Origin of the sequence: Ancylobacter lacus (genome assembly GCF_018390635.1) — a bacterium.
Lineage (GTDB): Bacteria > Pseudomonadota > Alphaproteobacteria > Rhizobiales > Xanthobacteraceae > Ancylobacter > Ancylobacter lacus.
The window spans coordinates 129,568-155,804 of the sequence record NZ_JAHBGE010000047.1 but is presented as its reverse complement, the minus strand read 5'-3'; the positions used below and the strand labels follow the sequence as shown (position 1 = coordinate 155,804).

The 26,237-nt window shown below is 70.6% G+C and carries 29 protein-coding genes; 8 read left to right on the top strand and 21 right to left on the bottom strand.

The window, feature by feature from the left end:
- Positions 1–28: 28 nt before the first annotated feature.
- Complete coding sequence (truA, locus tag KHC27_RS12230; RefSeq protein ID WP_213339417.1) at positions 29–811, top strand: tRNA pseudouridine(38-40) synthase TruA; 783 nt, start codon at positions 29–31, stop codon at positions 809–811.
- A gap of 39 nt (positions 812–850) precedes the next feature.
- On the opposite strand, the gene KHC27_RS12225 is transcribed toward truA, so the two are convergent.
- Together KHC27_RS12225 and KHC27_RS12220 are read right to left on the bottom strand one after the other, a co-directional pair.
- On the bottom strand, positions 851–1,255 hold the full coding sequence (locus KHC27_RS12225; protein ID WP_213339412.1) for a RidA family protein: 405 nt from the start codon (positions 1,253–1,255) through the stop codon (positions 851–853).
- 88 nt (positions 1,256–1,343) lie between these two features.
- Positions 1,344–2,678 carry a dihydroorotase gene (locus KHC27_RS12220; protein WP_213339411.1) on the bottom strand — a complete coding sequence of 445 codons (1,335 nt, stop codon included), beginning with the start codon at positions 2,676–2,678 and terminating at the stop codon, positions 1,344–1,346.
- Positions 2,679–2,831: 153 nt separating this feature from the next.
- Between KHC27_RS12220 and ygfZ the strand changes: the two genes are divergently transcribed.
- The 7 genes from ygfZ (at position 2,832) to KHC27_RS12185 (ending at position 8,330) form a co-directional block, all read left to right on the top strand.
- Entirely contained in the window at positions 2,832–3,692 is an 861-nt protein-coding gene (ygfZ, locus tag KHC27_RS12215) for a CAF17-like 4Fe-4S cluster assembly/insertion protein YgfZ (RefSeq protein WP_213339409.1), read from the top strand.
- On the top strand, positions 3,689–4,306 hold the full coding sequence (locus KHC27_RS12210; RefSeq protein WP_213339408.1) for a DNA-3-methyladenine glycosylase I: 618 nt from the start codon (positions 3,689–3,691) through the stop codon (positions 4,304–4,306). Before ygfZ ends, KHC27_RS12210 begins: the two co-directional genes overlap by 4 nt.
- Entirely contained in the window at positions 4,306–4,941 is a 636-nt protein-coding gene (locus KHC27_RS12205) for an HD domain-containing protein (RefSeq protein ID WP_213339407.1), read from the top strand. Before KHC27_RS12210 ends, KHC27_RS12205 begins: the two co-directional genes overlap by 1 nt.
- A 79-nt stretch (positions 4,942–5,020) precedes the next feature.
- Complete coding sequence (locus KHC27_RS12200; protein ID WP_213339406.1) at positions 5,021–5,527, top strand: tyrosine phosphatase family protein; 507 nt, start codon at positions 5,021–5,023, stop codon at positions 5,525–5,527.
- Positions 5,528–5,671: 144 nt separating this feature from the next.
- Positions 5,672–6,169: a c-type cytochrome gene (locus tag KHC27_RS12195; RefSeq protein ID WP_213339405.1), complete on the top strand. Its 498-nt coding sequence runs from the start codon at positions 5,672–5,674 to the stop codon at positions 6,167–6,169.
- 211 nt (positions 6,170–6,380) lie between these two features.
- Positions 6,381–7,628, top strand: coding sequence for an MFS transporter (locus KHC27_RS12190; protein WP_213339550.1), 1,248 nt, complete (start codon positions 6,381–6,383; stop codon positions 7,626–7,628).
- Between the two features lie 231 nt (positions 7,629–7,859).
- Positions 7,860–8,330 (top strand): hypothetical protein, encoded by a 471-nt coding sequence (locus tag KHC27_RS12185; protein ID WP_213339403.1) that lies wholly within the window; start codon positions 7,860–7,862, stop codon positions 8,328–8,330.
- Positions 8,331–8,584: 254 nt separating this feature from the next.
- On the opposite strand, the gene KHC27_RS12180 is transcribed toward KHC27_RS12185, so the two are convergent.
- The 19 genes from KHC27_RS12180 to trpS form a co-directional block, all read right to left on the bottom strand.
- Positions 8,585–10,366 (bottom strand): tetratricopeptide repeat protein, encoded by a 1,782-nt coding sequence (locus tag KHC27_RS12180; protein WP_246519879.1) that lies wholly within the window; start codon positions 10,364–10,366, stop codon positions 8,585–8,587.
- A 197-nt stretch (positions 10,367–10,563) separates the two neighbouring features.
- Positions 10,564–11,001, bottom strand: a complete 438-nt coding sequence (locus tag KHC27_RS12175) for a phage holin family protein (RefSeq protein WP_213339401.1) — start codon at positions 10,999–11,001, stop codon at positions 10,564–10,566.
- On the bottom strand, positions 11,001–11,351 hold the full coding sequence (locus KHC27_RS12170) for an ElaB/YgaM/YqjD family protein (protein ID WP_213339399.1): 351 nt from the start codon (positions 11,349–11,351) through the stop codon (positions 11,001–11,003). The genes KHC27_RS12175 and KHC27_RS12170 overlap by 1 nt, the downstream gene beginning before the upstream one ends.
- Before the next feature lie 86 nt (positions 11,352–11,437).
- Complete coding sequence (gene trmB, locus KHC27_RS12165) at positions 11,438–12,154, bottom strand: tRNA (guanosine(46)-N7)-methyltransferase TrmB (RefSeq protein WP_213339397.1); 717 nt, start codon at positions 12,152–12,154, stop codon at positions 11,438–11,440.
- 126 nt (positions 12,155–12,280) lie between these two features.
- Positions 12,281–13,474, bottom strand: a complete 1,194-nt coding sequence (gene metK, locus KHC27_RS12160; protein ID WP_213339395.1) for a methionine adenosyltransferase — start codon at positions 13,472–13,474, stop codon at positions 12,281–12,283.
- A gap of 153 nt (positions 13,475–13,627) precedes the next feature.
- Entirely contained in the window at positions 13,628–14,038 is a 411-nt protein-coding gene (locus KHC27_RS12155; protein WP_213339393.1) for a helix-turn-helix domain-containing protein, read from the bottom strand.
- 107 nt (positions 14,039–14,145) lie between these two features.
- Positions 14,146–15,726, bottom strand: coding sequence for an apolipoprotein N-acyltransferase (gene lnt, locus KHC27_RS12150; RefSeq protein WP_425514877.1), 1,581 nt, complete (start codon positions 15,724–15,726; stop codon positions 14,146–14,148).
- Positions 15,727–15,809: 83 nt separating this feature from the next.
- The gene (locus KHC27_RS12145) at positions 15,810–17,003 is read right to left on the bottom strand and encodes a CBS domain-containing protein (RefSeq protein WP_213339537.1); all 1,194 of its coding nucleotides are present in this window, start codon (positions 17,001–17,003) and stop codon (positions 15,810–15,812) included.
- Between the two features lie 13 nt (positions 17,004–17,016).
- Positions 17,017–17,517 carry an rRNA maturation RNase YbeY gene (gene ybeY / locus KHC27_RS12140; RefSeq protein WP_213339391.1) on the bottom strand — a complete coding sequence of 167 codons (501 nt, stop codon included), beginning with the start codon at positions 17,515–17,517 and terminating at the stop codon, positions 17,017–17,019.
- Positions 17,514–18,515, bottom strand: a complete 1,002-nt coding sequence (locus KHC27_RS12135; protein WP_213339535.1) for a PhoH family protein — start codon at positions 18,513–18,515, stop codon at positions 17,514–17,516. The genes ybeY and KHC27_RS12135 overlap by 4 nt, the downstream gene beginning before the upstream one ends.
- 143 nt (positions 18,516–18,658) lie before the next feature.
- Positions 18,659–20,098 (bottom strand): tRNA (N6-isopentenyl adenosine(37)-C2)-methylthiotransferase MiaB, encoded by a 1,440-nt coding sequence (gene miaB / locus KHC27_RS12130; RefSeq protein ID WP_213339389.1) that lies wholly within the window; start codon positions 20,096–20,098, stop codon positions 18,659–18,661.
- Positions 20,099–20,357: 259 nt separating this feature from the next.
- Positions 20,358–21,143 carry a lyso-ornithine lipid O-acyltransferase gene (gene olsA, locus KHC27_RS12125; RefSeq protein ID WP_213339387.1) on the bottom strand — a complete coding sequence of 262 codons (786 nt, stop codon included), beginning with the start codon at positions 21,141–21,143 and terminating at the stop codon, positions 20,358–20,360.
- A gap of 3 nt (positions 21,144–21,146) precedes the next feature.
- A complete protein-coding gene (locus KHC27_RS12120; RefSeq protein WP_213339385.1) occupies positions 21,147–21,596 on the bottom strand; it encodes a Fur family transcriptional regulator in 450 nt (149 codons plus the stop codon).
- A gap of 68 nt (positions 21,597–21,664) precedes the next feature.
- Positions 21,665–22,156 (bottom strand): ribosomal protein S18-alanine N-acetyltransferase, encoded by a 492-nt coding sequence (rimI, locus tag KHC27_RS12115; RefSeq protein ID WP_213339383.1) that lies wholly within the window; start codon positions 22,154–22,156, stop codon positions 21,665–21,667.
- The gene (gene tsaB / locus KHC27_RS12110) at positions 22,153–22,836 is read right to left on the bottom strand and encodes a tRNA (adenosine(37)-N6)-threonylcarbamoyltransferase complex dimerization subunit type 1 TsaB (protein WP_213339382.1); all 684 of its coding nucleotides are present in this window, start codon (positions 22,834–22,836) and stop codon (positions 22,153–22,155) included. The genes rimI and tsaB overlap by 4 nt, the downstream gene beginning before the upstream one ends.
- Before the next feature lie 68 nt (positions 22,837–22,904).
- Positions 22,905–23,459, bottom strand: a complete 555-nt coding sequence (locus tag KHC27_RS12105; RefSeq protein ID WP_213339380.1) for a NifU family protein — start codon at positions 23,457–23,459, stop codon at positions 22,905–22,907.
- Between the two features lie 119 nt (positions 23,460–23,578).
- Positions 23,579–24,370, bottom strand: a complete 792-nt coding sequence (locus tag KHC27_RS12100) for a capsular polysaccharide synthesis protein (RefSeq protein ID WP_213339378.1) — start codon at positions 24,368–24,370, stop codon at positions 23,579–23,581.
- A 102-nt stretch (positions 24,371–24,472) separates the two neighbouring features.
- The gene (locus KHC27_RS12095) at positions 24,473–24,985 is read right to left on the bottom strand and encodes a universal stress protein (RefSeq protein WP_213339375.1); all 513 of its coding nucleotides are present in this window, start codon (positions 24,983–24,985) and stop codon (positions 24,473–24,475) included.
- Between the two features lie 121 nt (positions 24,986–25,106).
- Complete coding sequence (trpS, locus tag KHC27_RS12090; protein WP_213339373.1) at positions 25,107–26,138, bottom strand: tryptophan--tRNA ligase; 1,032 nt, start codon at positions 26,136–26,138, stop codon at positions 25,107–25,109.
- Positions 26,139–26,237: the final 99 nt, after the last annotated feature.

The following is a 26,237-nucleotide window of genomic DNA, read 5'->3' as shown; positions in this document are numbered from 1 at the left end:
GCGCGGCCGCGCCGCTCTAGACAGCGCCATGCCCCGCTACAAGCTCACCCTCGAATATGACGGCACGCCCTTCCGCGGCTGGCAGATCCAGGCCGACGGCCCCTCCGTGCAGGGCGCGCTGACCGAGGCGGTGGCGCGCTTTTCCGGGGAGCGGGTGCATGTGCAGGGCGCCGGCCGCACCGACGCCGGCGTGCACGCCACCGGGCAGGTGGCCCATCTCGATCTCGCGAAGGAGTGGCGGCCGGACACGGTGCGCGACGCGCTGAACGCGCATCTGCGCCCGCTGCCGGTCGCGGTGCTGGCGGTGGAGCCGGCGGCGCCGGATTTCCACGCCCGGTTCTCCGCCACCGGCCGGCGCTATGTCTACCGCATCGTCACCCGCAGGGCCGATCTCGCGCTGGAACGCGACCGGGCGTGGAAGATCGTCCGCCCGCTCGACGCCGACGCCATGCAGCAGGCGGCGCAGCGGCTGGTGGGCCGGCACGACTTCACCACCTTCCGCGCCGCGCATTGCCAGGCCGCCTCGCCGGTGAAGACGCTGGACCGGCTGGAGGTCGAGGTGCCGGGGCGGGGGATCGGCGCGGCCGGCGGGGCGGGGGACGATGCGGCGGGCACCACGATCCTGGTCCACGCCGCCGCGCGTTCCTTCCTGCACCATCAGGTGCGCTCCATGGTCGGCACGCTGGTGAAGGTGGGCGAGGGGGCGTGGACGCCGGACGACGTCGCCGCCGCGCTGGAGGCGCGCGACCGCACCCGCTGCGGGCCGATGGCGCCCTCGGCGGGGCTTTATCTCGCGCAGGTGAGCTATTGAGGGCGCTGCGCGGGCCGGCGCGCCCGCCGCCGCGCGGGCTCAGGGGATGACGGCGACCGCATCGACCTCGACCAGATAGTCCGGCTGCGCCAGCGCCTGCACCCCGAGCCAGGTCGAGCTGGGCGGGTTCTCGGTGCCGAACGTTTCGGTCAGCACCCGCGCCACGAGATCGGCCTCGGTGCCGGGCTGGAAGGCCGGCATGTAGAGCCGCAGCATCTGGATGTCGTCCGCGCTGCCGCCGGCGGCGGTGACGGCGTGGATGACCTGGTGCAGCACCCGGCGGAGCTGGGCCTCCCGCCCCTCGGCGCTGACCCGCCCCGCGGCATCCCACGCCACCTGCCCGGCGATGTGGACGATGCGGCCGGGCGGCGAGATGCTGACCTGCGAGAAGCCCCAGGGGCGGCTGTCGAACAGTTCGGGCGGCTGAAGCGTGGTGCGCGGCATGGCGCCAGCATCTCCGCTTCGGCGGCGGCCGGTCAATGCCGGTGGCGCGGCACCGCCGATGCCGGCCACCGGGGCGAGAGCCGCGCGTTCAGCCCTTCGCCAGCGCTTCCATGAAGCGCACCGGGGCGCCCTGCGAGGGTGCGGTGAGCTCGCCTTCCCACATCACCCGGTGGCCGCGCACGAAGGTGCCGACCGGCCAGCCGGTGACCTCCATGCCGTCATAGGGGGTCCAGCCGGCCTTGGAGGCGATCCATTCGTTGCGGATGGTGACGCGGCGCTTCAGGTCGACCACGGTGAAGTCGGCGTCGTAGCCCACCGCGATGCGGCCCTTGGTGGCGATGTTGAAGATGCGGGCCGGGCCGGCGCTGGAGAGGTCGACGAAGCGGGCGAGCGAGAGCCGCCCTTCCGCGACATGGTTCAGCATGGTGGGCACCAGCGTCTGCACCCCGGTCATGCCGGAGGGGCTGTCGGGATAGGGCTTGGCCTTCTCCTCCAGCGTGTGGGGGGCATGGTCGGAGCCGAGCACGTCGACCACCCCCTCGGCCAGCCCCTGCCACAGCGCCGTGCGGTGGCGGGCCTCGCGCACCGGCGGGTTCATCTGCACCAGCGAGCCGTGGGTCGCGTACCAGCCGGCGTCCATGGTGAGGTGGTGCGGCGTCACCTCCACGGTGGCGACGTCCTTCACCCCGCGCAGATACTCCATCTCCTCGGCGGAGGTGACGTGCAGCACATGCACCCGCTTGCCCTCCTCCTTCGCCAGCGTCACCAGCCGGTGGGTGGCGGTGAGGGCGGCGATCTCGTCGCGCCACACCGGATGGGAGGAGGCATCGCCCGGCACCCGCAGCTCGCGCCGCTCGGCGAGGCGGGGCTCGTGCTCGCAGTGGAAGGCGGCGCGGCGCCGGATGACCTTCAGGATCGCCCGCACGCCGGGATCGTCGGCCACCAGCAGCGAGCCGGTGGAGGAGCCGATGAACACCTTGATGCCGGCCGAGCCGGGCAGCATTTCCAGCTCCGGCAGGTCCTTCACATTGTCGTGGGTGCCGCCGACGAAGAAGGCGAAGTCGCAATGCATGCGGGCGGTGGCGCGGCGCAGCTTGTCGGCCAGCGCGTCGCCCGAGGTGGTGAGCGGATTGGTGTTGGGCATCTCGAACACCGCCGTCACCCCGCCCATCACCGCGGCGCGCGAGCCGGATTCGAGGTCTTCCTTGTGCTCCAGACCCGGCTCGCGGAAATGCACCTGGGTGTCGATGACGCCCGGCAGGATGTGCAGCCCGGTGCAGTCCACGCTCTGGCCGGCCTGCTCGGGCGCGAAGGAGCCGATGCCGGCGATGCGCCCGTCGGTCACGCCGATGTCGCGCACGGCGGCGCCGTCCTGGTTGACGACGGTGCCGCCCTTGAGGAGGAGGTCGAAGGTTTCGGGCATGGGGTCCTCGCATGCGGGGCGCCTGGATGGCGTTCCGGTAGCACGGTTTTTCCGCCCCGCGCCAGAGCGGCCGGCGAGCGTCCGCGCACCCTCCCTTGCACCGGCCCGGCCGCGCCGCTACCTCTGCCCCAAGGGCTGGCAAGGACGAGCGTGATGCCGATTGCGATTCTCGAAAGCCGGGCGGTGGTCCGCGTCGCCGGCGCGGACGCCGTGCACTTCCTCGACAACCTGCTGACCGCGCGCACCCCCGCGCCGGGGGGCGCGCGCTATGCCGCGCTGCTGACCCCGCAGGGCAAGATCGTCGCGGACATGATCGTCGCCGCCACCGAGGCCGGGTTCCGGCTGGACGTGCCGCGCCGCGCGCTGGCGGACCTCGTCAAGCGGCTGACGCTCTACCGGCTGCGGGCCAAGGTCGAGATCGGCGAACTCCCCGGCGTCGGCGTGGCGGTGGCGTGGGGCGGCGCCGAGCCGGTGGTCGACGCCTTCGCCTATGACGACCCCCGCCTGCCGGGCGAGCCGGCGCCGCTCGGCCGGCGCTTCCTGCTGCCGGCGGCGGAGGCGGTGAGCCACGGCGCCCTACCCGAGGCGGCGTGGCAGGCCCATCGCCTCGCCCTCGGCGTGCCGGAGGGCGGCGCCGATTTCCTCTATGGCGACGCCTTCCCCCATGAAGCGGACATCGACCAGCTCGGCGGCATCGATTTCGACAAGGGCTGCTATGTCGGGCAGGAGATCGTCAGCCGCATGCAGCACCGCGGCACCGCCCGCAGCCGCATCGTGCCCTTCGCCGTGAGCGGGGCGCAGCCGGGGGAGGGCAGCGCCATCACCGCCGGGGCGAAGGAGATCGGCCGGGTCGGCTCCGGTGCCGAGGGCCGGGTGCTGGGGCTGGTGCGGCTCGACCGGCTGGCCGACGCGCTGGCCGCCGGCCTTGCGGTGGAGGCGGCCGGCGCGACGCTGCGGCCGGCGCCGCTCGGCTGGGCGCGCTTTCCCATTCCCGGCACGGAGAGCGCGGCATGAGGCTGCACAGCCACCCCGACGGCCGCGCCCGCTGCGCCTGGTGCGGCACCGACCCGGTCTATGTCGCCTATCACGACGAGGAATGGGGCGTGCCGGAGTTCGACGACCGCGCTTTGTTCGAGAAGCTGCTGCTGGACGGGTTTCAGGCCGGGCTGTCCTGGATCACCATCCTGCGCAAGCGCGACAACTTCCGCCGCGCCTTCGACGGTTTCGAGCCGGCGGTCATCGCCGGCTACGGCCCGGAAAAGGTGGAGGCGCTGATGGCGGATGCCGGCATCGTGCGCAACCGCGCCAAGATCGAGGCGGCCATCCGCTCCGCCCGCGGCTATCTCGACATCATGGAAAAGGGCCCCGGCTTCTCCCGCCTGCTGTGGGGGATCAATGGCGGCGCGGTGCGGAACAACCGGCTCGCCGCCGAGGGGCCCTTTCCCACCACCTCGCCCGAGGCGGTGGCGATGTCGAAGGAGCTGAAGCGGCGCGGCTTCAACTTCGTCGGCCCCACCATCGTCTATGCCTTCATGCAGGCGGTGGGCATGGTGGACGACCATGTGGTCGGCTGCCATCGCCACGGCCTGACCGCCGGAGCGGCCGCGCCCGCGCACAGGAGCGGCTGATGGCGCTCGCCTCCCGCAGCGCGCGCGAGAACCGGGCCTGGCAGCGCATGCTGTCCGGCCGCCGGCTGGACCTGCTCGATCCCTCGCCGCTCGATGTCGAAATCGAGGACATCGCCCACGGCCTCGCCCGCGTCGCCCGCTGGAACGGCCAGACCAGCGGCGACCACATCTTCTCGGTCGCGCAGCATTCGGTGCTGGTGGAACTGTTGGCCCGGCGGCAGGCGCAGGCGCGCGGCGTCACGCTGGACCGCACCACCCGGCTCGCCATGCTGCTGCACGACGCCCCGGAATATGTCATCGGCGACATGATCAGCCCGTTCAAGGCGGTGCTGGGCGGCGACTACAAGGGGGTGGAGGCCCGGCTGCTGGCGGCGATCAGCCTGCGCTTCGGCCTGCCGGCGGTGTGGCCGGCCGCGCTGGTGAAGCGGGTGAAGGAGGCCGACCGGGCCAGCGCCTTCCTGGAGGCGACCCGCCTCGCCGGCTTCGGCCTCGCCGAGGCGAAGCGCTTCTTCGGCCAGCCCTTTCCGCTCGAACCCGCGGTCGAGCGCGACCACATCACTCCCTGGAGCGCGGCGGAGGCCAAGGTGCGCTTCCTCGCCGGCTTTGCCGCCATCGCCGAGGCGGGCCCGGCATGAGCGGGCCGATGGACGGCCCCCGCGCCGGCCGGCGGGCGCCGAGGCCGCCGCAGTGTGTTTCGAGACCGAGGAGCCGTCCGTGATCCATGTCTGCCCGCTGTCCCGGCTGGAGGAAACCGTGGCGGCGACCCGCGCCGCCCATGTGTTGAGCGTGATCAACCGCGGCACGCCGGTGGCCCGGCCCGCCTCGATCCTCGCCGAAAACCACCTCTATATCGGCTTCAACGACATCACCGCGCCGCAGGACGGGCTGGTCCATCCCGCGCTGGAGCATGTGGAGGGCATTCTCGGCTTCGTCCGCCGCTGGCCGCGGCAGGCGCCGCTGGTGGTGCACTGCTATGCCGGCATCAGCCGCTCCACCGCCTCGGCCTTCATCGCCGCCTGCGCGCTGAATCCCGGCCGGAGCGAAGCCGCCATCGCGGGAGAGCTGCGCGCGGCCTCCCCCAGCGCGACGCCCAACGCCCTGCTCGTCGCGCTGGCCGACACGCTGCTGGGCCGGCAGGGCCGCATGAGCGCGGCCATCGCCGCCATCGGCCGCGGGCGCGACGCCTTCGAGGGCGAACCCTTCGCCCTGCGGCTCGACTGAGCCCGGCCTGCCGCGGCGCCCCGTGTTCCTCCGCGCGGAGTGGCGCGCTCCGCGGGAAAACCCGTCGGCAATCTGAACGTGCCGTTCAAGCGGGGTTCAGCCTCCGCGCGGCAAGGGATGCGCCTCTTTGCTGGGGAGCGCATCATGCACAAGACCATCATCCTGGCCGCCGCGGCGGCCGCCTTCCTGCTCGCGGCCCTGCCGGCCGCGGGCGCCTCCGAGGCCGAGCTGAAGCGCGGCCGCTATCTCGCCGCCATCATGGACTGCGGCGGCTGCCACACGCCGGGCGCCTTCGCCGGAAAGCCCGACATGGCCCGCCCGCTGGCCGGCTCCGAAATCGGCTTCCAGATTCCGGGCCTCGGCGTGTTCTACCCGCCCAACCTCACCCCCGACGCGGCCACCGGGCTCGGCGGCTGGAGCGTGGCCGACATCGTGAAGGCCGTGCGCACCGGCGAGCGGCCGGACGGGCGGGTGCTGGCGCCGGCGATGCCGTGGCGGTCCTATGCCGCGCTGACCGACGCCGATGCCCGCGCGCTGGCGGCCTATCTCAAGAGCCTGCCGCCGGTCGCCAACCAGGTGCCGCCGGTGACCGGCGCCAATGCCCGCCCGCCGGCGCCCTATCTCACCGTCGTCGCGCCCTGAGGCGGCGTGGCGGCGACAGGGACTTGGGTAGGGCGGGGAGCCATCACCTTTTCCGATAGACCGGCCCACCACTATTGATTTTTCCCGGACGGCGGGCTGGCGTAGCGTCACCGCCGCCCGGACGCCGGTCCCCGCGCCGGTTCCCGCCGGCGAGCCGGCCGCGGCCATGGCCTCGACACCCCTCGACGTCCTCGCGAACGGTTACCGCCGCATGTCCGCTGCCCGTCCTGCCGCTCCCCGTCCCGGCCTTGCCGTCCGCGCCCCGCTTCTTGTGGTGCTGTGCGGCTGCCTCATCGCGACGCTGACCTTCGGTCCGCGCGCCTCGTCCGGCCTCTTCCTGCTGCCGATGACGCATGAGTTCGGCTGGGGCCGTGACACGTTCGGCCTCGCCATCGCCATCCAGAACCTGCTCTGGGGCCTCGGCACCCCCTTCGCCGGGGCGGTGGCGGACCGGTTCGGCATCGTGCGGGTGCTGTGCGCCGGCGGGGTGCTCTATGCGCTGGGGCTGGGGCTGATGGCCCATGCCGCGACGCCGGGGCTGCTGCACCTCTCCGCCGGCGTGCTCATCGGCTTCGGCCTGTCCGGCTGCTCGTTCAACATCGTGCTGGCCGCGTTCGGCAAGATGCTGCCGGAGCGCTGGCGCCCGCTCGCCTTCGGCGCGGGCACGGCGGCAGGCTCGTTCGGCCAGTTCCTGTTTCCGCCGCTGGCGACGGGGCTGATCACATCGGTCGGCTGGCACGAGACGCTGACCATTTTCGGCCTCACCATCCTCCTGATCCTACCGCTCTCGCTGGCGCTGGCGAACCCCGCGCCCGCCGCCCCGCGCGCGGGCGAGGTGCCGCAGTCGATCCGCGCGGCGCTCGGCGAGGCCTTTCGCCACCCGAGCTATCTCTTTCTGGTTCTTGGGTTTTTCACCTGCGGGTTCCAGCTCGCCTTCGTCACCACCCATCTGCCGGCCTATCTCGCCGACCGCGGCCTGTCGGTGACGGTGGGCGGCTGGACCCTGGCGGTGATCGGCCTCGCCAACATGGTCGGCTCGCTCAGCTCCGGCTGGCTCTCCACCCGCATGCCAAAAAGACATTTGCTGGCAAGTATTTACTTCGCGCGCGGGGTGGCCATCGCGGTGTTTGTGCTGCTGCCGGCCTCGCCGGTGACGTCGATCGGCTTCGGCATCGTGCTGGGGCTGCTATGGCTCTCCACCGTGCCGCCGACCTCCGGTCTGGTGATGCTGATGTTCGGCACCCGCTACCTCGCCATGCTGTACGGCTTCGCCTTTTTCAGCCACCAGGTCGGCGGCTTCCTCGGCGTGTGGCTCGGCGGCGTGCTGTATGAGCGGCTCGGCTCCTATGATCTGGTCTGGTGGCTCGCGGTGGCGCTGTCCTTCGCCTCGGCGGTCATCAACCTGCCGATCGTGGAGCGTCCGGTGGACCGCGCGGGCGTCCCGGCGCGGCCGGCCTGAAGGACGGTAACGGCCGGGAAGCCGGTGAGGTTGCGATGGTGGTGCTGTTTGCGCAGTATTAACCATCGGCCGTCACAGTAGCCGTTGCGGCAGGGGCTGAAAACGTTGCGCGAGCGCCACAGCGGCGTGGCGGAGTCGGTCCCGTTCGCGGGTCGGACGCGGCCTTGCCTTGACAAGGCGAGCCACCCGACGCCCATCGTAAAGGACGATCAAGGAAGCACGGTAACGCCTATGCGACTGTCCTCCGCCCTTCTAGCCGCGGCCATTCTGGCGCCGCCCGCCTTCGTGGCCGGGCCGGCGCTGGCCGATTCGATGGATGCGCAGCAGGCCCGCGCCTTTGTGGTCGGACGCGTCTTTTCGTACAAATGCTATGAGGGCAGCGTCGGTTCGGGCCGGGTGCTGCCGGATGGCTCGGTCGCCGGCACCATCCAGATGCGCGGCGTCGGCACCCCCCGCTTCGTCACCCTGCCGGCCGGCACCCTCATCACCAAGGGCGAGGCGATCTGCGCGCGGATGAAGGGCCTGACCTTCGAGCCGTGCTTCGACCTCGAGAAGGTCGACGACGTGACCTTCCGGGGCAATCTCGCCGGTTTCAGCAAGCTTTCCTGCGAGTTCAACCGCGGCGGCGCGGCGCGGGCCAAGCTCGCGGCCCGTCGCAAGGTGGACGTGACCTCGGGCCAGCAGGTCGAAGCCCGCAACTGAGCGCGCCCGCACCCTTCCCGGAAACCGGCGCCGTGTCGCGCAGTGTGCGGCGACCCAGTCGCGGAGCGTGAGGCCGCCCAGCGGTCATCCTGAGACGACAAGGGCGGCCGACGGCCGCCCTTCGTGTATCTGAACCTGCTGGCCTGCGAGGCGTGCCGAACCTCCGCCCTCACGTCGGCTGCGGAACGGCGCCGCTGCCTCAGCGAGGTCGGGTGACGGAGGCCGGGTGACGCCGCCACCCGGCCCGGAGCGGCTCAGCCGCCGCCCTGCTTGGCCACGGTGGGAGCCATCGCCGGCTGCTCCGGCACGGTCTTCTCGGCTTCGTCGAGGCCGACCGCGATCTTGCGGTCGAGCTTCGCGAGCGCGTCCGGCTCGGGCTTGAAGTCGCGGGCCTGGTTCCACTTGAAGCGGGCTTCCAGCTTGCGCCCGACCCGCCAATAGGCATCGCCGAGGTGGTCGTTGATCACCGACTCGTCCGGCTTCAGCTCCACCGCGCGCTCCAGTTCGCGCACCGCATCGTCATAGCGGCCGACGCGGTAATAGGCCCAGCCGAGGCTGTCGATGAAATAGCCGTCATCGGGGCGCAGCGTCACCGCCTTGCGGATCATATCCAGCCCCTGGTCGAGATTGACGCCCTGATCGACCCAGGAATAGCCGAGATAGTTCAGCACATGCGGCTGGTCCGGCTTCAGCTCCAGCGCCTTCTTGAGATCGGCCTCCGACTTGGCCCACTGCTTGGTGCGCTCGTAGCAGGTGCCGCGGAAGTAATAGAGCGTCCAGTTCGCGGCGGTGGGCGCCTGCAGCAGGTCGATCGCGCGGGTGTAGGCCTCGGCGGCCTCGGCATATTTCTCCTTGGCGCGCAGCACGTCGGCGAGCGCGACGATGGCCCGCATGTCCTTCGGGTTCTTGGCGATGATCTGGTCGAGCGTCGCCTTGGCTTCCTCGAACTGGCCGGCGGCATCGAGATTGATGCCGAGCTGGATGTCCGCGTTCAGCTTCAGCGGCGAGGTCGCCGGCACCGCCCGGAACATGGCGATGGCCTCGTCGTACTTCTTCATGTTCTCGAAGAGGTCGGCGAGGGTGACATCCACCAGCGGGTGGCTGGGATCGAGCCAGCGCGCGAGCTGGAGATAGACCAGCGCGAGATCCTCGCCGCCCTGCCGCCCGAGGGCCGCGCCCAGGCCATAAAGCACCTCGGCGGCCCCCTGGGAGGGGGAATCGACCATCAGCGGCGGCATCTTGCCCGCCCGCACCTCATCGAGCGACCGCTCGATCAGGGGGTCGTTGGGCAGCACCTTGTCGAAGGCCTCGTAGGTGGAAATGGCGAGCGCGCGGTCGCCCGAGCGGGCCGCCCAGCGGGCATAGGCATCAACCACGCGCAGCGTGCGCGCGTCGATCTTCATCGCCGCCTCCAGCCGCTTGCCCGCTTCCTTCTTCTGGCCGGCGGCCTCGAGGATGAGGCCGGCGTGGTAGTCCTTGAAGGCGGCGTACCATTCCGGTCCCTGGAGCGAATCGATCATGTCGACCGCGGAACGGGCATTGCCGGAGCCGAACTGGCTCCACGCCGACATCAGCGTCGCGCTCAGCTCGGCGATGGCGCCCTGGCCGGCACGCTTCAGGTTCGCCCGGGCCGTCACATACTGCTTGGTCTTGATCGCCTTGGCGCCGAGCACCAGCCGCGACAGCCTGTGCTCGGGGTCGATCCGCACAAGGCGCTGGGCGAGGTCGACCGCTTCGTCGATATCGCCATTGGCGAGGAAGGTGAGGAAGGCGCGTTCCAGGATTTCGCCGTTGCGCGGGAAGACCCGCACCAGCGCCCGGTAATAGGCGGCGGCGGCGCCGGTGTCGCGCTCGGCGCCGGCAAGGCGGGCGGCGAGATAGTTGCCGGCCGGGGACGAACGGGCAATGAAAGCTGCCGACGGCGCGTCGGCACGGGCGGGCGAAGTTGCGCCGAAAGTGCCGGCACCGAGGCCGAGAATCGCCAGAAGGGTGAGCGCGGCCGCTGCCGGGCGCTGCGTCGAACGTCGGAACGTCAAAGTCGAAACCTCCAGCGGCGATGACCCCCGGCGGCGCCTCGATGCCGTCCGGCCGGTCAACGAAGACGGCCTAAGTGCCCCCGCTGCGCAACAGTGGTCCTTTTTGCGCGCGCCCGCAAGAACGGGCTCGGGAAGCTGCTCAACCTATCCATGGAGGGTTGCGGAGTCTTAAATGCGGCAGCGCGAGCCGGCGGCCCTCATATCCGCCGGCCAAGGACAGCGCCGGCGATCAGCGCGCTCACCGCGATGCCGACGATCGTGCCGGCCCGCAGCGGCGAGCTGCTGCGCGCGGTGCCGGCCAGAGGGGTCACCGGAGCGCCCGGGGGAGGGGCCGCCGGCATGACGCCGGTCGCGAGCGCCGCCAGCGGGGAGCGGGTGCGTATGGGACGGCGCAGGGTGAAGAACCCGATCACGAGCAGGATAACCGCCGGCACGAAGGCGATGGCCGCCACCAGCAGGGCCGCGTGCAGCGGGCCATAGGCTTCCGCAAGGGCGATGAAGGCCGCCGCGAGAAGGCCGAACACGGCCACGCCGAGCAGCAGCCCGCCAATGGCGAAGAGCAGGCCGACCGCCGCGGCGCGGCGGGCGGTGCGGCGCAGCTCGACGCCGACGAGACCGAGGACAAAATGCAGCATCAGCCGCGGCCCCGCGTCAGCAGGCCGACGACGAAGCCGATGCCGAGCGCCGCCACCACCGAGCCGACGGGGTTGCGTTCGATCGCGTCGGTGATGTCGGTGGTGAGGTTGCGGGCGCGGTCCTTGGCGTCCTCGATCGCGGCCGAGCCCTCGTCGAGCAGGCTGGTGGCCGTCGCCTCGGCCCGGGCGGCGCCGGAGCGGACCTTGCTGCGAACGGCGGAGGTCATCGCCTCGCTCTCGTTCTTTACGAGGGAGGTGAGTGTTTCGGCGAGCTTCGCCACGTCGGTGCGCAGGGTCGCCAGATCGTCGGTGAGCTTGGCGAAATCTTCCTGCGGGCTCGGCTGGGCCATGATCGTTCTCCTCTTGGCGCACGCGGAGGCGCCGGACACGCTCCTAACTCACGCGATAACCGCAGAGTTCCGGCGGAGGCGCAAGGTTATACCGCGCGGCGGAAGGTGTAGTAGCCGGGCTGGCGCCCTTCGCGTATCGCCTTGGCCTCGTAGCGGGTGCCGGGCCAGCCGGGATAAGGCTCCCGCCAGTCCCCCGCCCGCCGGGCGGTCCACTCGAAGCGCGGGTCCGCCAGCATGTGGCGCAGGGTCCAGGCGGCGTAATCCTCCACATCGGTCGCGAAGCGGAACAGGCCGCCCGGCGGGAGCAGCCGGGCGATGTGCGACAGGTTGTCGGGACGCACGAAGCGGCGCTTCCAGTGGCGCCGCTTGGGCCAGGGGTCGGGATACATCAGGTCGATGCGCTCGAAGCTCGCGGCCGGCAGCTTCTCGAGCAGCGGCACGACGTCGTCGCCGTGGAGCCGGACGTTGTCGAGGCCGAGGCGGGTTATCTGTGCGGTGGCCTTGGCGACGCCGTTGAAGAACGCCTCGGCCCCGATGAACCCGATGTCGGGTTCGCGCTGCGCCTCGTCCAGCAGCCGCTCGCCACCGCCAAAGCCGATCTCGAGCCGATAGCCGCGCATCGGCCGCGGGAACAGCCCGGCCAGCGGGGTGCCGGCGGCCAGATCCGTCGGCAGCGCGAGGCTGGGCAGGTCGCGCGCCATGAGTTCGGCCTGCAGCGGCCGCAGCGTCTTGCCGCGGCGCCGGCCGAAGAAGGAGCCGGCCCCGCGCAGAGGCGGGCCGGTCTCGTCGCTTTCGCTCGTCATTCTATGCTCGGACGGGTTATGGCCCGCCCGCTTACAGGCGGCCGACCGCGGCCGCAACCGTTTCGGCCGGCGCGACATCCGGCGGTTCGCCGCCGGATCCGCCATGGGCAGGAGGCGGGCCTGCTGTCAGGCCACCGCGGCGCGGATGGCCTCGGCGAGATCGGTGCGCTCCCAGGAGAAGCCGCCGTCGGCATCCGGCGCGCGGCCGAAATGGCCGTAGGCGGCGGTGCGGGCATAGATCGGCCGGTTCAGCCCGAGATGCTCGCGAATGCCGCGCGGCCGCAGGTTCATCACCTCGCGCAGCACGACCTCCAGCTTCGCCTCGTCGACCTCGCCGGTGCCGTGGAGATCGACATAGACCGCCAGCGGGTCCGACACGCCGATGGCGTAGGCGAGCTGGATGGTGCAGCGCTGCGCCAGCTCCGCCGCCACCACGTTCTTGGCGAGATAGCGCGCGGCATAGGCCGCCGAGCGGTCCACCTTGGTCGGGTCCTTGCCGGAGAACGCGCCGCCGCCATGGGGCGCGGCCCCGCCATAGGTGTCGACGATGATCTTGCGGCCGGTGAGGCCGCAATCGCCGTCGGGCCCGCCGATGACGAACTTGCCGGTGGGGTTGACGTGCCACACCGTGCCCGGCGTGATCCAGCTCGCCGGCAAGGCTTCGCGGACATAGGGCTCTACGATGGAGCGGACGTCGTGGGACGACAGGTCGGCATCGAGATGCTGGGTGGAAAGGACGATCTGCGTCACCTCCACCGGCTTGCCGCCTTCATAGCGAACGGTGACCTGGCTCTTGGCGTCCGGGCCGAGCACGCTGCTCTCGCCGGAATGCCGGGCTTCGGCCAGCCTCTTGAGGATGCGGTGGGCGTAATAGATCGGCGCGGGCAGCAGCTCCGGCGTCTCGCGGCAGGCATAGCCGAACATGATGCCCTGGTCGCCGGCGCCCTCGTCCTTGTTGCTCGAGGAATCGACGCCCTGGGCGATGTCGACCGACTGGGCGTGCAGCAGCACGTCGATCTCGGCGGTTTCCCAGTGGAAGCCTTCCTGCTCGTAGCCGATGTCGCGGATGGCGAGGCGGGCGAGATGGGTGAGGTAATCCTTGGTGATGCCGGCCGGGCCCCGGGTCTCGCCGGCGATCACCACCCGGTTGGTGGTGGCGAGCGTCTCGCAGGCGACGCGGAGATGGGAGGGGTCCCACCCCAGTTCCGGGCCGGTCTTGAAAAAGGCGTCGACCACTTCATCCGAAATCCGGTCGCAGACCTTGTCCGGGTGCCCTTCGGAGACGGATTCGCTCGTGAAAAGGTAGGCTTGGCGGGACACGGGAGTGCAGCTCCTGGTTCAGTCCGGCGCCATCCGGCGGCGCCCGGCCCGACGCTTGTGGCAAGGGGGGAAAAAAGCGTCAAGGCCGGAAGACCGAAACTGTTCGGAAAAACGAACGCCGTGGCGCCCGCCTGAGCGCCGGCGCCGGGTCACCTAGCCCGGCACGTCCTCTCCCGCGATGGCTTCGACCAGGTCCACCACGCGGCGCCGCACCTTCGCATCGACGATGCGGGTGAAGGCGCGCGTGAGCGCCAGTCCCTCGGATGTCGCGAGAAAATCGGAGACATAGGCCGGCGAGCCGCCTTCGGCGAAACCCTGAACGCCCGGCATGCCCGATGGCGCGCCCTCGAAGAAGAAAGAGACCGGCACGCCAAGCACACTCGATATGTGCTGCAGTCTACTCGCACCAATCCGGTTGGTGCCCTTCTCATACTTCTGAATCTGCTGGAAAGTAATGCCTAAGCTTTCGCCAAGTTTTTCCTGGCTCATGCTTACCATCATGCGGCGCATGCGGACCCGACTTCCGACGTGCTTGTCAATCGGATTCGGCGACTTCTTAGTCATCATTTTCCCCATTAAGCGAGCAAAGACGATCGCTCCCCCCGGTTGCCCAAGGAGAGATCTGACGCCCAGCCCTGGGTCAGTCTAGGCAAAGGCACTTGAAGCGTCGATCAACCAAAGCGTGTATGATGCCAAGCTGTCGCGAAACTGACGGACAGGCTCATCAGAACCAGAGCTAGCGGTATTAAAAAACCACCTCTCTCGTAAGGTGTTGCCTCCAGCGCGGTCGGCAACGGGCCGTCAAGGACGCCGCGCACACCCAGAGGTAGCATTCCCCGCACGCGGCCGAGGGGATCGACGAGTGCGGAGATACCGTTGTTGGTGGCGCGAACCATCGGCAGGCCGTGCTCGACGGCGCGCAGCCGGGCCTGCTCGAAGTGCTGGTAGGGTCCCGGCGTGAGGCCGAACCAGGCATCGTTGCTGAGGTTCAGCAGCACGCCGGGCCGGCTGTCGGCGGCGGCGATATCGCCGCGAACCTCGTCGGGAAAAATGGCTTCGTAACAGATGAGCGGCATGACCGTCGGGAAACCCGGCAGGTGCATGGCGCTGCGCCGGGAGGCCGCCGAGAAGCCGCCGCGGACCCGGGTCAACTGCTCCAGGCCGATGCTTTCGAGCAGCGGCTGGAACGGCAGATATTCGCCGAACGGCACGAGATGGACCTTGTCCGCGGTGGCCAGAATCGCGCCGTCGGCGGCGATGGCCCGAATGCTGTTATAGACACGCGGAGGTTGTGTTCCGTCGCCCTCGATGCGCGCGGCGCCGGTGATCAGCGATGTGCCGGGCGGCAACATGCTGGCGATGCGCATCAGCGCGGCGGGCTCGCGCTCGAGAAAGAACGGAAAGGCCGATTCCGGCCAGATGAGCTGGGTGATTCCGGCAAGGCCGCCCTCGCTCTCGCTGGTGGCGACATAGAGGTCCATCACCCGCTCGCGGGCGTCGTAGCGGAATTTTTCGTCCTGCGGCAGGTCGGGCTGCATGATGCGCAGCTTGACCCCCGGCACGTCGGCCACGGTGGTCGTGGCGAGACGCCATTCCCCCGTCCCCCACAGGACGGCGAGCAAGAGCCCGGCGAGCAGGGGCAGGCCGAGCCGCGTCCGGCCTGAAGAACGACCCTCTGCCAGCAGCGCCGGTGCCGCCAGCGTCGCGACGGTGACGAAGCCGAGGCCCCAGAGCCCGAAAAGCGCCGCCGCCTGGGCCAGTCGCAGGTCGCTGGCGAGGGCATAGCCGAAGCTGTTCCAGGGAAATCCAGTGAGCAGGTGCCCGCGCAGCCAGTCCGCCGCGGTCAGGCTGCCGGCAAGCGCGAGGATGCGCAGCGGCCCTGTCGGCCAGGCCAGCCGGGCCAGCGCGCAGCCGAGCCCCAGATGCAGCGCGAGCCCCGCCGGCAGGGCCAGAACGGCGAAGGGCAGCAGCCAGGCGAAGACGTCGGCCTGCACCAGCAGGGCATTGCCGATCCACCATAGCCCGGCGAGGAGATAGCCGAAGCCAAACCACCAGCCGATGCCAAACGCGGCCCCGACTCCGCGCCGGCCCTGGCCGCGGGTGCCGTCGATCAGCCAGACCAGAACGGGCAGGGTGAACGCCAGCACCGGCCACAGCGCCAGCGGCGGCATGGCCAGCGCCGAAGCCAACCCGGCGCCGAGGGCAGCGCCCCGGCGCCGCCAGCCCCGCAATCCCGCGATATGGAGACTCAGGCGTTCGAGCGTGTCGCCAACGCCCTGAGGCGCGGGCGGACTCCGCCGGGCCGGCTGCGGCCCGGCGTCAGGCTGGAAGAACGTCACGCCGCGTCGGTGTCGCGGCGCAGGGCCGCGTGGGCATCGGCCTGTTCGGCCGGCGCCGGCAGGCTGCTGCGCACCGGCTCCTCCGGCGGGTTGGCGCGCGGCCGGGCGGCCGGCGTGCTCGTGCCGCGCGCCTGCATGATGCGCAGCCGCTTGACCCGGCGGGGATCGGCGTCCAGCACCTCGATCTCGAAGCTGCCGGGCCCGGCGACGATCTCGCCCCGCACCGGCACGCGTCCGGCCAGCGTCACCAGCAGGCCGCCCAGCGTGTCGACCTCCTCGGCCTCCTCGCCCAGCGCGAAAGCGGGATCGACGGCTTCGGCGACGTCCTCGAGGCCGGCCCGGGCATCGGCGATGAAGCTGCCATCGGCCTGCCGGGCGATGAGCGGCACCTCGTCGTCGTCGTGCTCGTCTTCAATGTCGCCGACGATCTCCTCGACCAGGTCTTCCATCGAGACGATGCCGTCCGTGCCGCCATACTCGTCGACGACGAGGGCGAGGTGGATGCGGCTCGCCTGCATGCTCGCCAGCAGCTCGATCGACGGCATGGAGGGCGGCACGAAGAGCAGGCGGCGGATCAGCTTGGCGGCGCTCAGCGAGACGGTGAGGTCGATTGCCTTGAGATTGAAGGTCGGCACCGCCGCCGTCTCGCGCGTCTCGCGCTCGCCCGCAGGCGCGGGTTCCCGGCGGGCGGGGGTGCCGCGCGGCGTCAGCGCGCGCTGGGTGAGGTGGGCGACGAGGTCGCGGATATGGACCATGCCGACCGGGTCGTCGAGCGTATCGTCGAACACGACGAGCCGCGAATGGCCGGCATTCGCGAAGACCGCGAGCAGTTCGCCGAGGCTGATGTCCTTCTGCACCGCGACGATGTCGGCGCGCGGCACCATCACGTCGCCGACGCGCAGTTCGCGCAGCTCCAGGATGTTCTTGAGCATCGACCGCTCGGTGACGGTCAGGTCTGCGCCGACCTCAGGGTCGGAGGCCAGTGCCTCGGCGAGGTCGTGCCGCAGCGACCCGGTGGACCGCCAGCCGCCGAGCAGGCCGCGCAGGCGGTCGAGCAGGCCGCCGCGGTCGCGTGCTTCCGCCCGGCCGGCGGGGGAGGGGGAGCCGCCGCTGCGCGCGCCGCTGCGTTCGTCACGCGGGCGGCCCGGCGGCGGGGTGGGACTTGGAGGCTGGTCGGTGGGACTGGTCATGGTCATGATGTGTTCAGATCAGGGGTTCGGTCTCGGCATAAGGGTCGGGTACCCCGAGTTCGGCGAGGATCGCGCGCTCCAGCGCTTCCATGGCCTCGGCCTCGGCGCCGTCCTCATGATCGTGGCCGATGAGATGCAGCGTGCCGTGCACCGCGAGGTGCACGAGGTGGTTGGCGACGGGCTTGCCTTCACTGATGGCCTCCCGTTCCAACGTTTCGTAGGCGATGGCGATATCGCCCAGATGGGGATCGCCCCCTTCCCGCGCCACGTCCGGCGAGGGAAAGGACAGCACGTTGGTTGCCTTGTCCTTGCCGCGCCAGTCCCGGTTGAGGGCGCGGATGCCCGCGTCGTCGGTCAGCATCACCGCGATCTCGGCGCCGTCGGAAAGCTCCGCCGCCTCGCGCAGGCAGACCGCGGTGACCGCCCGGACGATGAGGTCGGCCGCCTCCGGCAGGGCCGACCAGGCGTCGGCCTCCACCAGAACGTCCACTTCGATGGGAGAGCCATCGCTCATCGGCTGTTCCTGTCCGGCGCGGCCGGGGCCGGCCGGCGGCTGTCATAGGCGGCGACGATCCGGCCGACCAGCTCGTGGCGCACCACGTCCGCCGCGCCGAAATGGCAGACCTCCACCCCTTCGACCGCCCCCAGCAGGTCGACCGCCTCGGCAAGCCCGGAGGTCTGGCCGGGCGGCAGGTCGATCTGGGTGGGGTCGCCGGTGACGATCATATGCGAGTTCTCGCCCAGGCGGGTGAGGAACATCTTCATCTGCATGGAGGTGGTGTTCTGCGCCTCGTCGAGGATGACGCAGGCATTGGCCAGCGTGCGCCCGCGCATGAAGGCGAGCGGGGCGATCTCGATCTCGCCGGAGACCAGGGCGCGCTCGACGAAGGCGCGGTCCATCAGGTCGTGAAGGGCGTCGTAGATCGGGCGCAGATAGGGGTCGACCTTCTCCTTCATGTCGCCGGGCAGGAAGCCGAGCCGTTCGCCGGCCTCCACCGCCGGGCGGGAGAGGATGAGCCGGTCCACCGCCCGGCGCTCCAGCAGGTGCACCGCATAGGCCACCGCCAGCCAGGTCTTGCCGGTGCCGGCTGGGCCGACGCCGAACACCAGCGTCTGCCGCTTCAGCGCCCGGATATAGGCGTCCTGCGCCGCGGTCCGGGCCCGCACCGGGCGGCGGCGGAGCTGGATTTCGTCGAAGCTCTGGCGCCGGGCGGCGGGGTCGAAGTCGAACAGGAAGCCCTGCGAGGCCGCCTCGCGGATGACGCCTTCGACATCGCCGGGTCCGAGTTCGGCGCCCTTCTTGAGGCGGGCATACAGCGTTTCCAGCACGTGGCGGGCCTGCTCGCAGGCCTCGCGCGAGCCTTCCAGCGTGACGTGGTTGCCGCGCTGTTCCGCGACCACCTCGAGCCGGCGTTCGATGAGGGCGAGGTTCTGGCCGTAATGGCCGAACAGCAGGCTGGCGAGCTTGTTGTCGTCGAAGGCGAGCACGAGCTGCAGGGGAGCGTCGGCCACGGTGTCGGCCCAGCTCGCCCGGGTGCCGGCGGCAGCGGGGCGCGGCTGCACCAGCGTGCGCTCGCCCGTCCGCTCGGCACTGCGCTCGCCGCCGGGCCTGTCGCCCCGCGCACGGTCTTGGTCGGATCCGGGACGCCGCACGCTCACGCCTCCACCTTCTCCGCCGGACGCAGGCCGGCTTCTCCTCGCGGTCCGCCGGATGGCGGGACCTGCGTCTCGAAGAACTCGCCGCCGAGGATGTCGCCGGCGAGGCTCTTGGTGCTGACCTCGCGCACCTCCACCTGCGCCAGCGAACCGATCGCGGCGCGGGGGGCGAGGACCACCACCGATTGGAGATAGGGCGAGCGCCCGATGAGTTGACCCGGCAGCCGGCCGGGTTTTTCCAGCAATATGTCGAGCCGCCGCCCGCGGCAGGCCTGGTCGAAGGCCTGCTTCTGCCGCTCCAGCAGCGCCTGGAGGGCGTAGAGCCGCTCGTTCTTCACATCCTCGGGGAGCTGGTCGTCGCTCGTCGCCGCCGGTGTGCCGGGGCGCGGGCTGTACTTGAAGGAGAAGGCACCGGCGAAGCCGACCTTCTCGACCAGATCCATCGTGTCGGCGAAATCCTCGTCGCTCTCGCCGGGAAAGCCGACGATGAAGTCCGAGGAAAAGGCGATGTCGGGCCGCGCGGCGCGCACCCGGGCGACGATCTCGAAATAGAGCTCGCGGTCGTGCTTGCGGTTCATCGCGGTGAGAATGCGGTTGGAGCCCGACTGCACCGGCAGGTGCAGATAGGGCATCAAGGCCGGCATCTCGCGATGGGCGGCGATCAGCTCCTCGTCCATGTCGCGCGGGTGGCTGGTGGTGTAGCGGATGCGGGCGATGCCCGGCACCTCGGCGACGCGGCGAACCAGCTCGGCCAGGCCGGCCGGGCGGCCGTGGCCGTCGTCGCCGTGATAGGCATTGACGTTCTGACCGATCAGCGTGACCTCGCGCACGCCGCCATCGGCCAGCCGCCTCACCTCGTCGAGGATCTTGCCGACCGGGCGGGACAGCTCGGCGCCGCGGGTATAGGGCACCACGCAGAAGGTGCAGAACTTGTCGCAGCCTTCCTGAACCGTGACGAAGGCGGTGGGTCCCCGGCGGGCGATGGCCTCCCGGCTGGGCGGGGCGAGGAAGTCGAACTTGTCCTCGACCGGGAATTCGGTCTCGACGATCTTCGCGCGCTTATGGGTGCCGCGGCTCTCCGCCTCGGCGAGGAGCTCGGGCAGGCGGTGGTAACTCTGCGGGCCGACCACGAGGTCGACGCCCTGCGCGCGCTTGACGATCTCGGCGCCCTCGGCCTGGGCGACGCACCCCGCCACCGCCACCATGGTGCGGCGGCCGAGTTCTTCCTGCTGCTTCCGCAGCCGGCCGAGTTCGGAATAGACCTTTTCCGCCGCCTTCTCGCGAATGTGGCAGGTGTTCAGGATCACCAGATCGGCGTCGTCGGGGGTGGCGGTCTCGACATAGCCTTCGCGCGCCAGCTGGTCCGTCATGCGCTGGGCGTCATAGACGTTCATCTGGCAACCGAAGGACTTAACGTAAAGCTTGCGGGGTTCGCTCATGGCGTATCGACGTGTGAGACCGGCCGCAGGCATGCGCGGAGGGGCCGAAGAGGTGGAACAGTCGCGCGTCGATGCGACGGCGCGGTGAAGGCCCGAACGCCTATCCCCGCTCGTTTCCAGCTCGCTGGTGCCCAGCTTGCGCGTATGGAGGTCGAGATTGGTATCTGCTCCTCAGGCCATGCCTCTCCTGTTTAGCCGGATTCCCGGCAAAAGGGAATGTCGGCCGGCCGGCGGGGCTCTTTTTCCGTCGGCCCCGCGCTCAGGCCGGGGAATCCGGCGGGCGGCTGCGGCCGGTCAGGGCGGCGGCGAGAAGCGCGCGCGATGCCCGTTCGGCCGCCAGCGTCACCGCCTTGCGGTCGCCGCCGGCGATCGGTTCGCCGAAATGCAGTTCGACATCGATCGCCCCCCGCCGCAGCACCTCGGCGAGGTGCGGGACGAGGTCCATGTCGCCATACCACGCCACCAGGGGCCGGCGCGCCCGCCCGAGCGGAAGGCCGGCCTGCCGGACATAGGCGATCGCCACCGGCTGAACCACCGCGCCGGGCCCGCCGCCAAAGGCCTCCCGCGTCGCCCCCAGCAGCGCCGAGCGGAACGGCAGAACGCGGTTGCCGTCGCTGGACGTGCCTTCGGCGAACAGCACGACCGGGTCGCCCTCGCGCAGCCGCGCCGCGATCGCCTCGTTGACCCGCCCGGTGGCGGCGCGGCTGGAACGGTCGACGAAGACCGTCCGCTGCAGCCGCGCCAGCATGCCGATGCCGGGCCAGCGGCCGACCTCGCTCTTGGCGATGAAGCCGAGCGGCATCCGCGATCCCAGCACCGGTATGTCGAGCCACGAGACATGGTTGGCGACGATGATCAGCGGGCGGTCGCCTGCCGGAGTGCCGTGGCTGGTCACCCGCACGCCGATGAGGGCAAGCAGGAGCCGGTGGAAAACCGGCGGAATCCAGCGACGGCTCGGCAGGCCGAGCCGGAGCGAGAGCCATTGCAGCGGCAGGCCGATCAGGGTCGCGAGGACCACGGCGACCAGCACCGCCCAGACCCGCATGGCTCAGCTCTTCGAGCCCGTGCGGCTGCCTGTCTTGGCATCGAGGGGGACGCCATAGAGCTCCAGCCGGTGGCCGACGAGGCGGAAGCCCAGCCGCCGGGCGATCTCCTCCTGGAGCTGTTCGATCTCCTCCGACCGGAACTCCACCACCTGGCCCGACCGCAGGTCGATGAGGTGGTCGTGATGCTCGTCCGGCACCGGCTCGTAGCGGGAGCGGCCGTCCCGGAAGTCGTGGCGCTCGATGATGCCGGCGTCCTCGAACAGCTTCACCGTGCGGTACACGGTCGAGATGGAGATGCGGTCGTCCACCGCCGCAGCGCGACGGTGCAGCTCTTCGACGTCGGGGTGGTCCTGGGCCTCGGCGATGACGCGGGCGATCACCCGGCGCTGGTCGGTCATCCGCAGGCCGAGGGTCACGCAGGCTTCCTCGATCGCGGTCAGCTTCTCGGTCATCTCCCGCCTCGTCTCACCCTCGCTGGCCACAGCCTTATGACGCACGCGCCCGCCGGGCAACCGTTTCGTCAGGCGATGTCCCGGCGCATGGCGATCGCCGCAGCGGGAACCCCGGAAGCGGTGCGGTAATAGCCTTCCCGCCGCCCGATTTCGCGGAAACCGGTGCGCTCATACAGCGTGCGGGCGGCGATGTTGCCGTCCTCCACCTCCAGGAAGACGGTGGTGAAGCCTTCGGCGGCAAGGCGGCCGAAGGCGTGGTCGATCAGCTGCCGGCCTATGCCGTGGCCGCGACGGCGCGGCGCGACGGCGATGGAGAGAATCTCGGTTTCCGGCCACACTCCCCGGGCGAGCAGGAAGCCGACCGGCTCGCCGCGCGGCCCGTCGGTGGCCACCACGCCCCGGCTCAGCCGGTCGGCCAGCAGGCGCTCGAATTCGGCGGTGTCCCAGGGCAGATGGAAGGAAGCCGCGTGCAGCGCCGCGAGCGCCGGGGCGTCCTCGGCGGTCGCGGCCCGCAGCGCCGGCGGCGGCGCGGGGCGGAAGAACGAAAACAGCCCGCTCATCGCCGTGCGATCCGCGCCGCGTCCTGCGGCCGCGCATCCGGCCCGCGCAGGTAAAGCGGACGCGGGGGCGAGCGGGCGGGGTCGGCGCTGGCGGCAAGGCGGGCCAGCCACACCGGGTCCGGCGTCGCGGCGGTGTCGATGCTGACCGGCGGGGCCTCGCCCGGCGGCCAGTGCTCCGCCAAAATCGCCGCGCCCGAGCCGACGAGGCGCACCGGCCCGATCGCAACCGCCCGCGCGGCCTCCCGCACCGGCATGGCCCGCGCGCCGACCAGCACCCGGCCGCCGGCGCCGAACATCTGGAGATAGAGGTTCTCATGGCGGGCATCGAGCGCCGCCACCACCGGCACCGCGTCCTCCTCCGCCAGCGGCGCCGCGGCGAGGGTGGCGAGGGTGGAGAGGCCGATCACCGGTCGCCCGGTGGCGAGGCCGAATCCCCGCGCGGCCGAAAGGCCGACCCTGAGCCCGGTGAAGCTTCCCGGCCCCACGGTGACGGCAAAGGCGTCGATCGCCTCGAACGAGGTCTGCGCCTCCCGCATCAGCCGCTCGATCATCGGCACCAGGGCTTCGGCATGGCCGCGGGCCATGGCGCGGCGTTCGACCGCCAGCGTCGTGTCGGTCGTCGTATCGTGCAGCGCGGCGGCACAGGCCTCCAGCGCGGTATCCATGGCGAGAATCAGCATGCGGCACCCCGCTCCAGAATGCTATGGAACGGGGCGCGGCAGAAGCCGCCGCCGCCGGGCGGCCCCGATCAGACCGGGCGGACTTCCACGACGTCGGGCACGAAGTGACGCAGCAGGTTCTCGATGCCGTTCTTCAGCGTGGCGGTTGACGACGGGCAGCCGGAGCAGGAGCCCTTCATCGCCAGGAACACGATGCCGTCCTTGTAGCCGCGGAAGGTGATGTCGCCGCCGTCATTGGCCACCGCGGGACGGACCCGGGTGTCGATCAGCTCGCGGATCGTGTCCACCACGCCGGCGTCCTTGGTCTCGAAAAAGGCCTCGTCGTCGCCGGTGTGGGTCTCGTCGGCCAGCAGCGCCTTGCCGGAGACGAAATGCTCCATGATGGCTCCCAGCACCGCCGGCTTGAGATGGGCCCAGTCGCACGCGGCCTTGGTGACGGTGACGAAATCGGAGCCGAAAAACACGCCGGTCACGCCGGGTACCTCGAACAGCGCCTGCGCCAGCGGCGAGCGCACCGCCTCCTCGCGCGAGCGGGCCTCGAACGTGCCCTGGGCCAGCACGGCGCGGCCGGGCAGGAACTTCAGCGTGGCGGGATTGGGGGTGGCTTCGGTCTGGATGAACATGTCGGGCTCCGTCCATGCGGGATTCAAGGTCCCGCCGGCATGGGTTTGCGAACCTTCTAGATAGGCGCTCGCCGGCCGCAAAGGAAGTGGCGGGTCGCCTTCCCCCTTTCCGGTGCCGTTCAGCGGTCCAGCGTCATCATTTGCCCGAGCGGGGAGGAGGGGGCGATGTTGCTGAGGTCGAGCCAGCGCAGTTTTTCGTTGTAGAGATGGATGCAGCGGGTGCGATGGGTGATGAGCTGCTCGATCGAGAGGCCGGGATCGAGCAGCCGGTGCACCTTGCTGAAATGCACGGGGTAGAAGGTGTCGGCCGGTTCGGCGTGCACCTCGAGGCCGCGTTCGCGCGCCAGCCAGGTCAGCGCGCGCGGCCCGAGCACGCCCCAGGGAAGATCTTCCACCGACGTGGTTTTCCCCCGTGCGGCGTCCTTGCGGAGCTGCTTCTGGAGTTTCGGCGGAAGCCAAGGCGGAATGGGCGCGCGGTCGGCAGCCACCTCGTTCAGCGCGCGCAGCAGGTCGGACTCCGGCGGCAGGTCGAGCACGGCGGTGTTGATGGTCCCACCGTCCTCGAAGCCGAACAGGTACTCAGCCGGCTCCAGCGGACGCAGGCAGAACACGTCGCAATCCACCCAGATGCCGTCATGGAGCTGGAGCAAGCGGTAGCGAATGACGTTGGAGAACAGCGAGTAGCTGCCGCTTTCGCGGTGGCGGATGATCCGGTCGGGCGGGATGAGGTCGGCCGCGTCGGAAAAGGCGATGCCGGCGGGCAGGTCGACCGGCCGTTCATAGCCATGGAGCGTCACCGCATGGCCGACGCGCAGGAAGGAGAGGAGGCAGGAGCGGGAGATGGGGCCGAGCTGTGGGCCGATCCAGAACGCATGAACAGGTAGCAACGCACGGCTAGCGGTCGCTGGCAAAGCGAGAAACCTCTCGATTCGAAGAATGTCATCCGGTTGTCGGCCGAATGCAGCCTACCGAGCCACCGCCGCAGAGGAAAGTGTCTCGCGCGATCCCGCGCTTCAGGCGAGCGCGTCGATATCGTCCTCGTCCAGCGTGGCCGGCACGATGGTGACGGGCACCGGCAGCCGGGCCCACACCCCATGAGCCCAAGCCCCCGCCGAGAGCGACGCCACCAGCGGTCCCGGGCCTTCATGCCCGGCCCCGGCGGCGAGGACGAGGATGCCGATATCCTCGTCGGTCTCGATGAGCTTCACCACTTCCTCGGCGATCGAGCCCTCGCGGATCACCCGTTCCGGTTCGACCCCGCCGAGGCTGCGCACCCGCGCGGCGAAATGGTCGAGCCGGGCGGCGGCGCCATCGGTCGCTTCCGCCCGCATCAGGTCGGCGACACCCAGCCACTGGCTCGCCGCATCGGCAAGGTCGAGGACGATGAGCATCACGAGGCCGCCCTGGGTGCGGGCGGCCCGGCGCGCGGCGTAGTAGATCGCGCGGTCGCATTCCGGGGTGTCGTCGATCACCACCAGAAACTTGCGGCGGTGGCCGGGTTCGAAACTCTGGCGCCGCCGCGGCATCGCATCCTCCCGTCAGCGCGGATTCGTCCGCCACCGCGCGGGCGCAGTGTCGGTGCCGGGCGCCGCATCGGCAAGTCCCCGCCGGCAAGTCCCCGCCGGCTTCCCTCGCCCTGCGGACGCCTCAGCGCACGAAGCCGACGATGTCCTTCACATGGCCCATCGTTTCCGTCGCGATCACCCGGGCGCGGTCGGCGCCGTCGCGCAGGATGGCGTCGATCTCGACGGGATCGGCGACAAGCCGCTTCATCTCCGCCCCGATCGGCCCGAGCTTCGCGACCGCAAGATCGATGAGCGCGGCCTTGAAGGTGGAGAACTGGCCACCGCCGAACTCGGCCAGCACCGCCGGCTTGGTGGTGCCCGACAGCGCGGCATAGATGCCGACGAGATTCTCCGCCTCCGGCCGGCCGGCCAGACCCTCGGCCTCGGAGGGCAGCGGCTCGGGGTCGGTCTTGGCCTTGCGCACCTTGGAGGCGATGGTGTCGGCGTCGTCGGCGAGGTTGATGCGGGAGAGATCGGACGGGTCCGACTTCGACATCTTCTTCGTTCCGTCGCGCAGGCTCATCACCCGGGCGGCCGGGCCGCCGATCAGCGGTTCGGTCAGCGGGAAGAAGCCCTCGGCGAAGCCGGCTTCGGCGATGGAGGGGGCGAAGTCGTTGTTGAACTTCTGCGCGATGTCGCGGGTCAGCTCCAGATGCTGCTTCTGGTCCTCGCCGACCGGCACATGGGTGGCGCGGTAGAGCAGGATGTCGGCCGCCATCAGGCTGGGATAGGCATACAGCCCGACCGAGGCGTTCTCGCGGTCCTTGCCCGCCTTCTCCTTGAACTGGGTCATGCGGTTCAGCCAGCCGAGGCGGGCGACGCAATTGAACACCCAGGCGAGCTCGGCATGCTCCGCCACCTGGCTCTGGTTGAACACGATGTGCCGCTTCGGGTCGATGCCGGCGGCGATGAAGGCCGCCGTGACCTCGCGGATCGAGCGCTTCAGCTCGACCGGGTCCTGCCACACCGTGATGGCGTGGAGGTCGACCACGCAATAGAGGCAGTCATAGTTCGCCTGCAGTTCGACGAAGCGCGTGATCGCGCCGAGATAATTGCCGAGGTGCAGGTTGCCCGTGGGCTGCACGCCGGAAAAAACCCGCTGCTGGAATGCCATCTGCTGTCCCCGGTTGGTCGTCCGGCGCCGGCGCCGTTCGCGGGCGTCATGACACGCGGGGCGAGGCGGGGCAAGGGTGCGGAGACGGGTCCCCTCTCG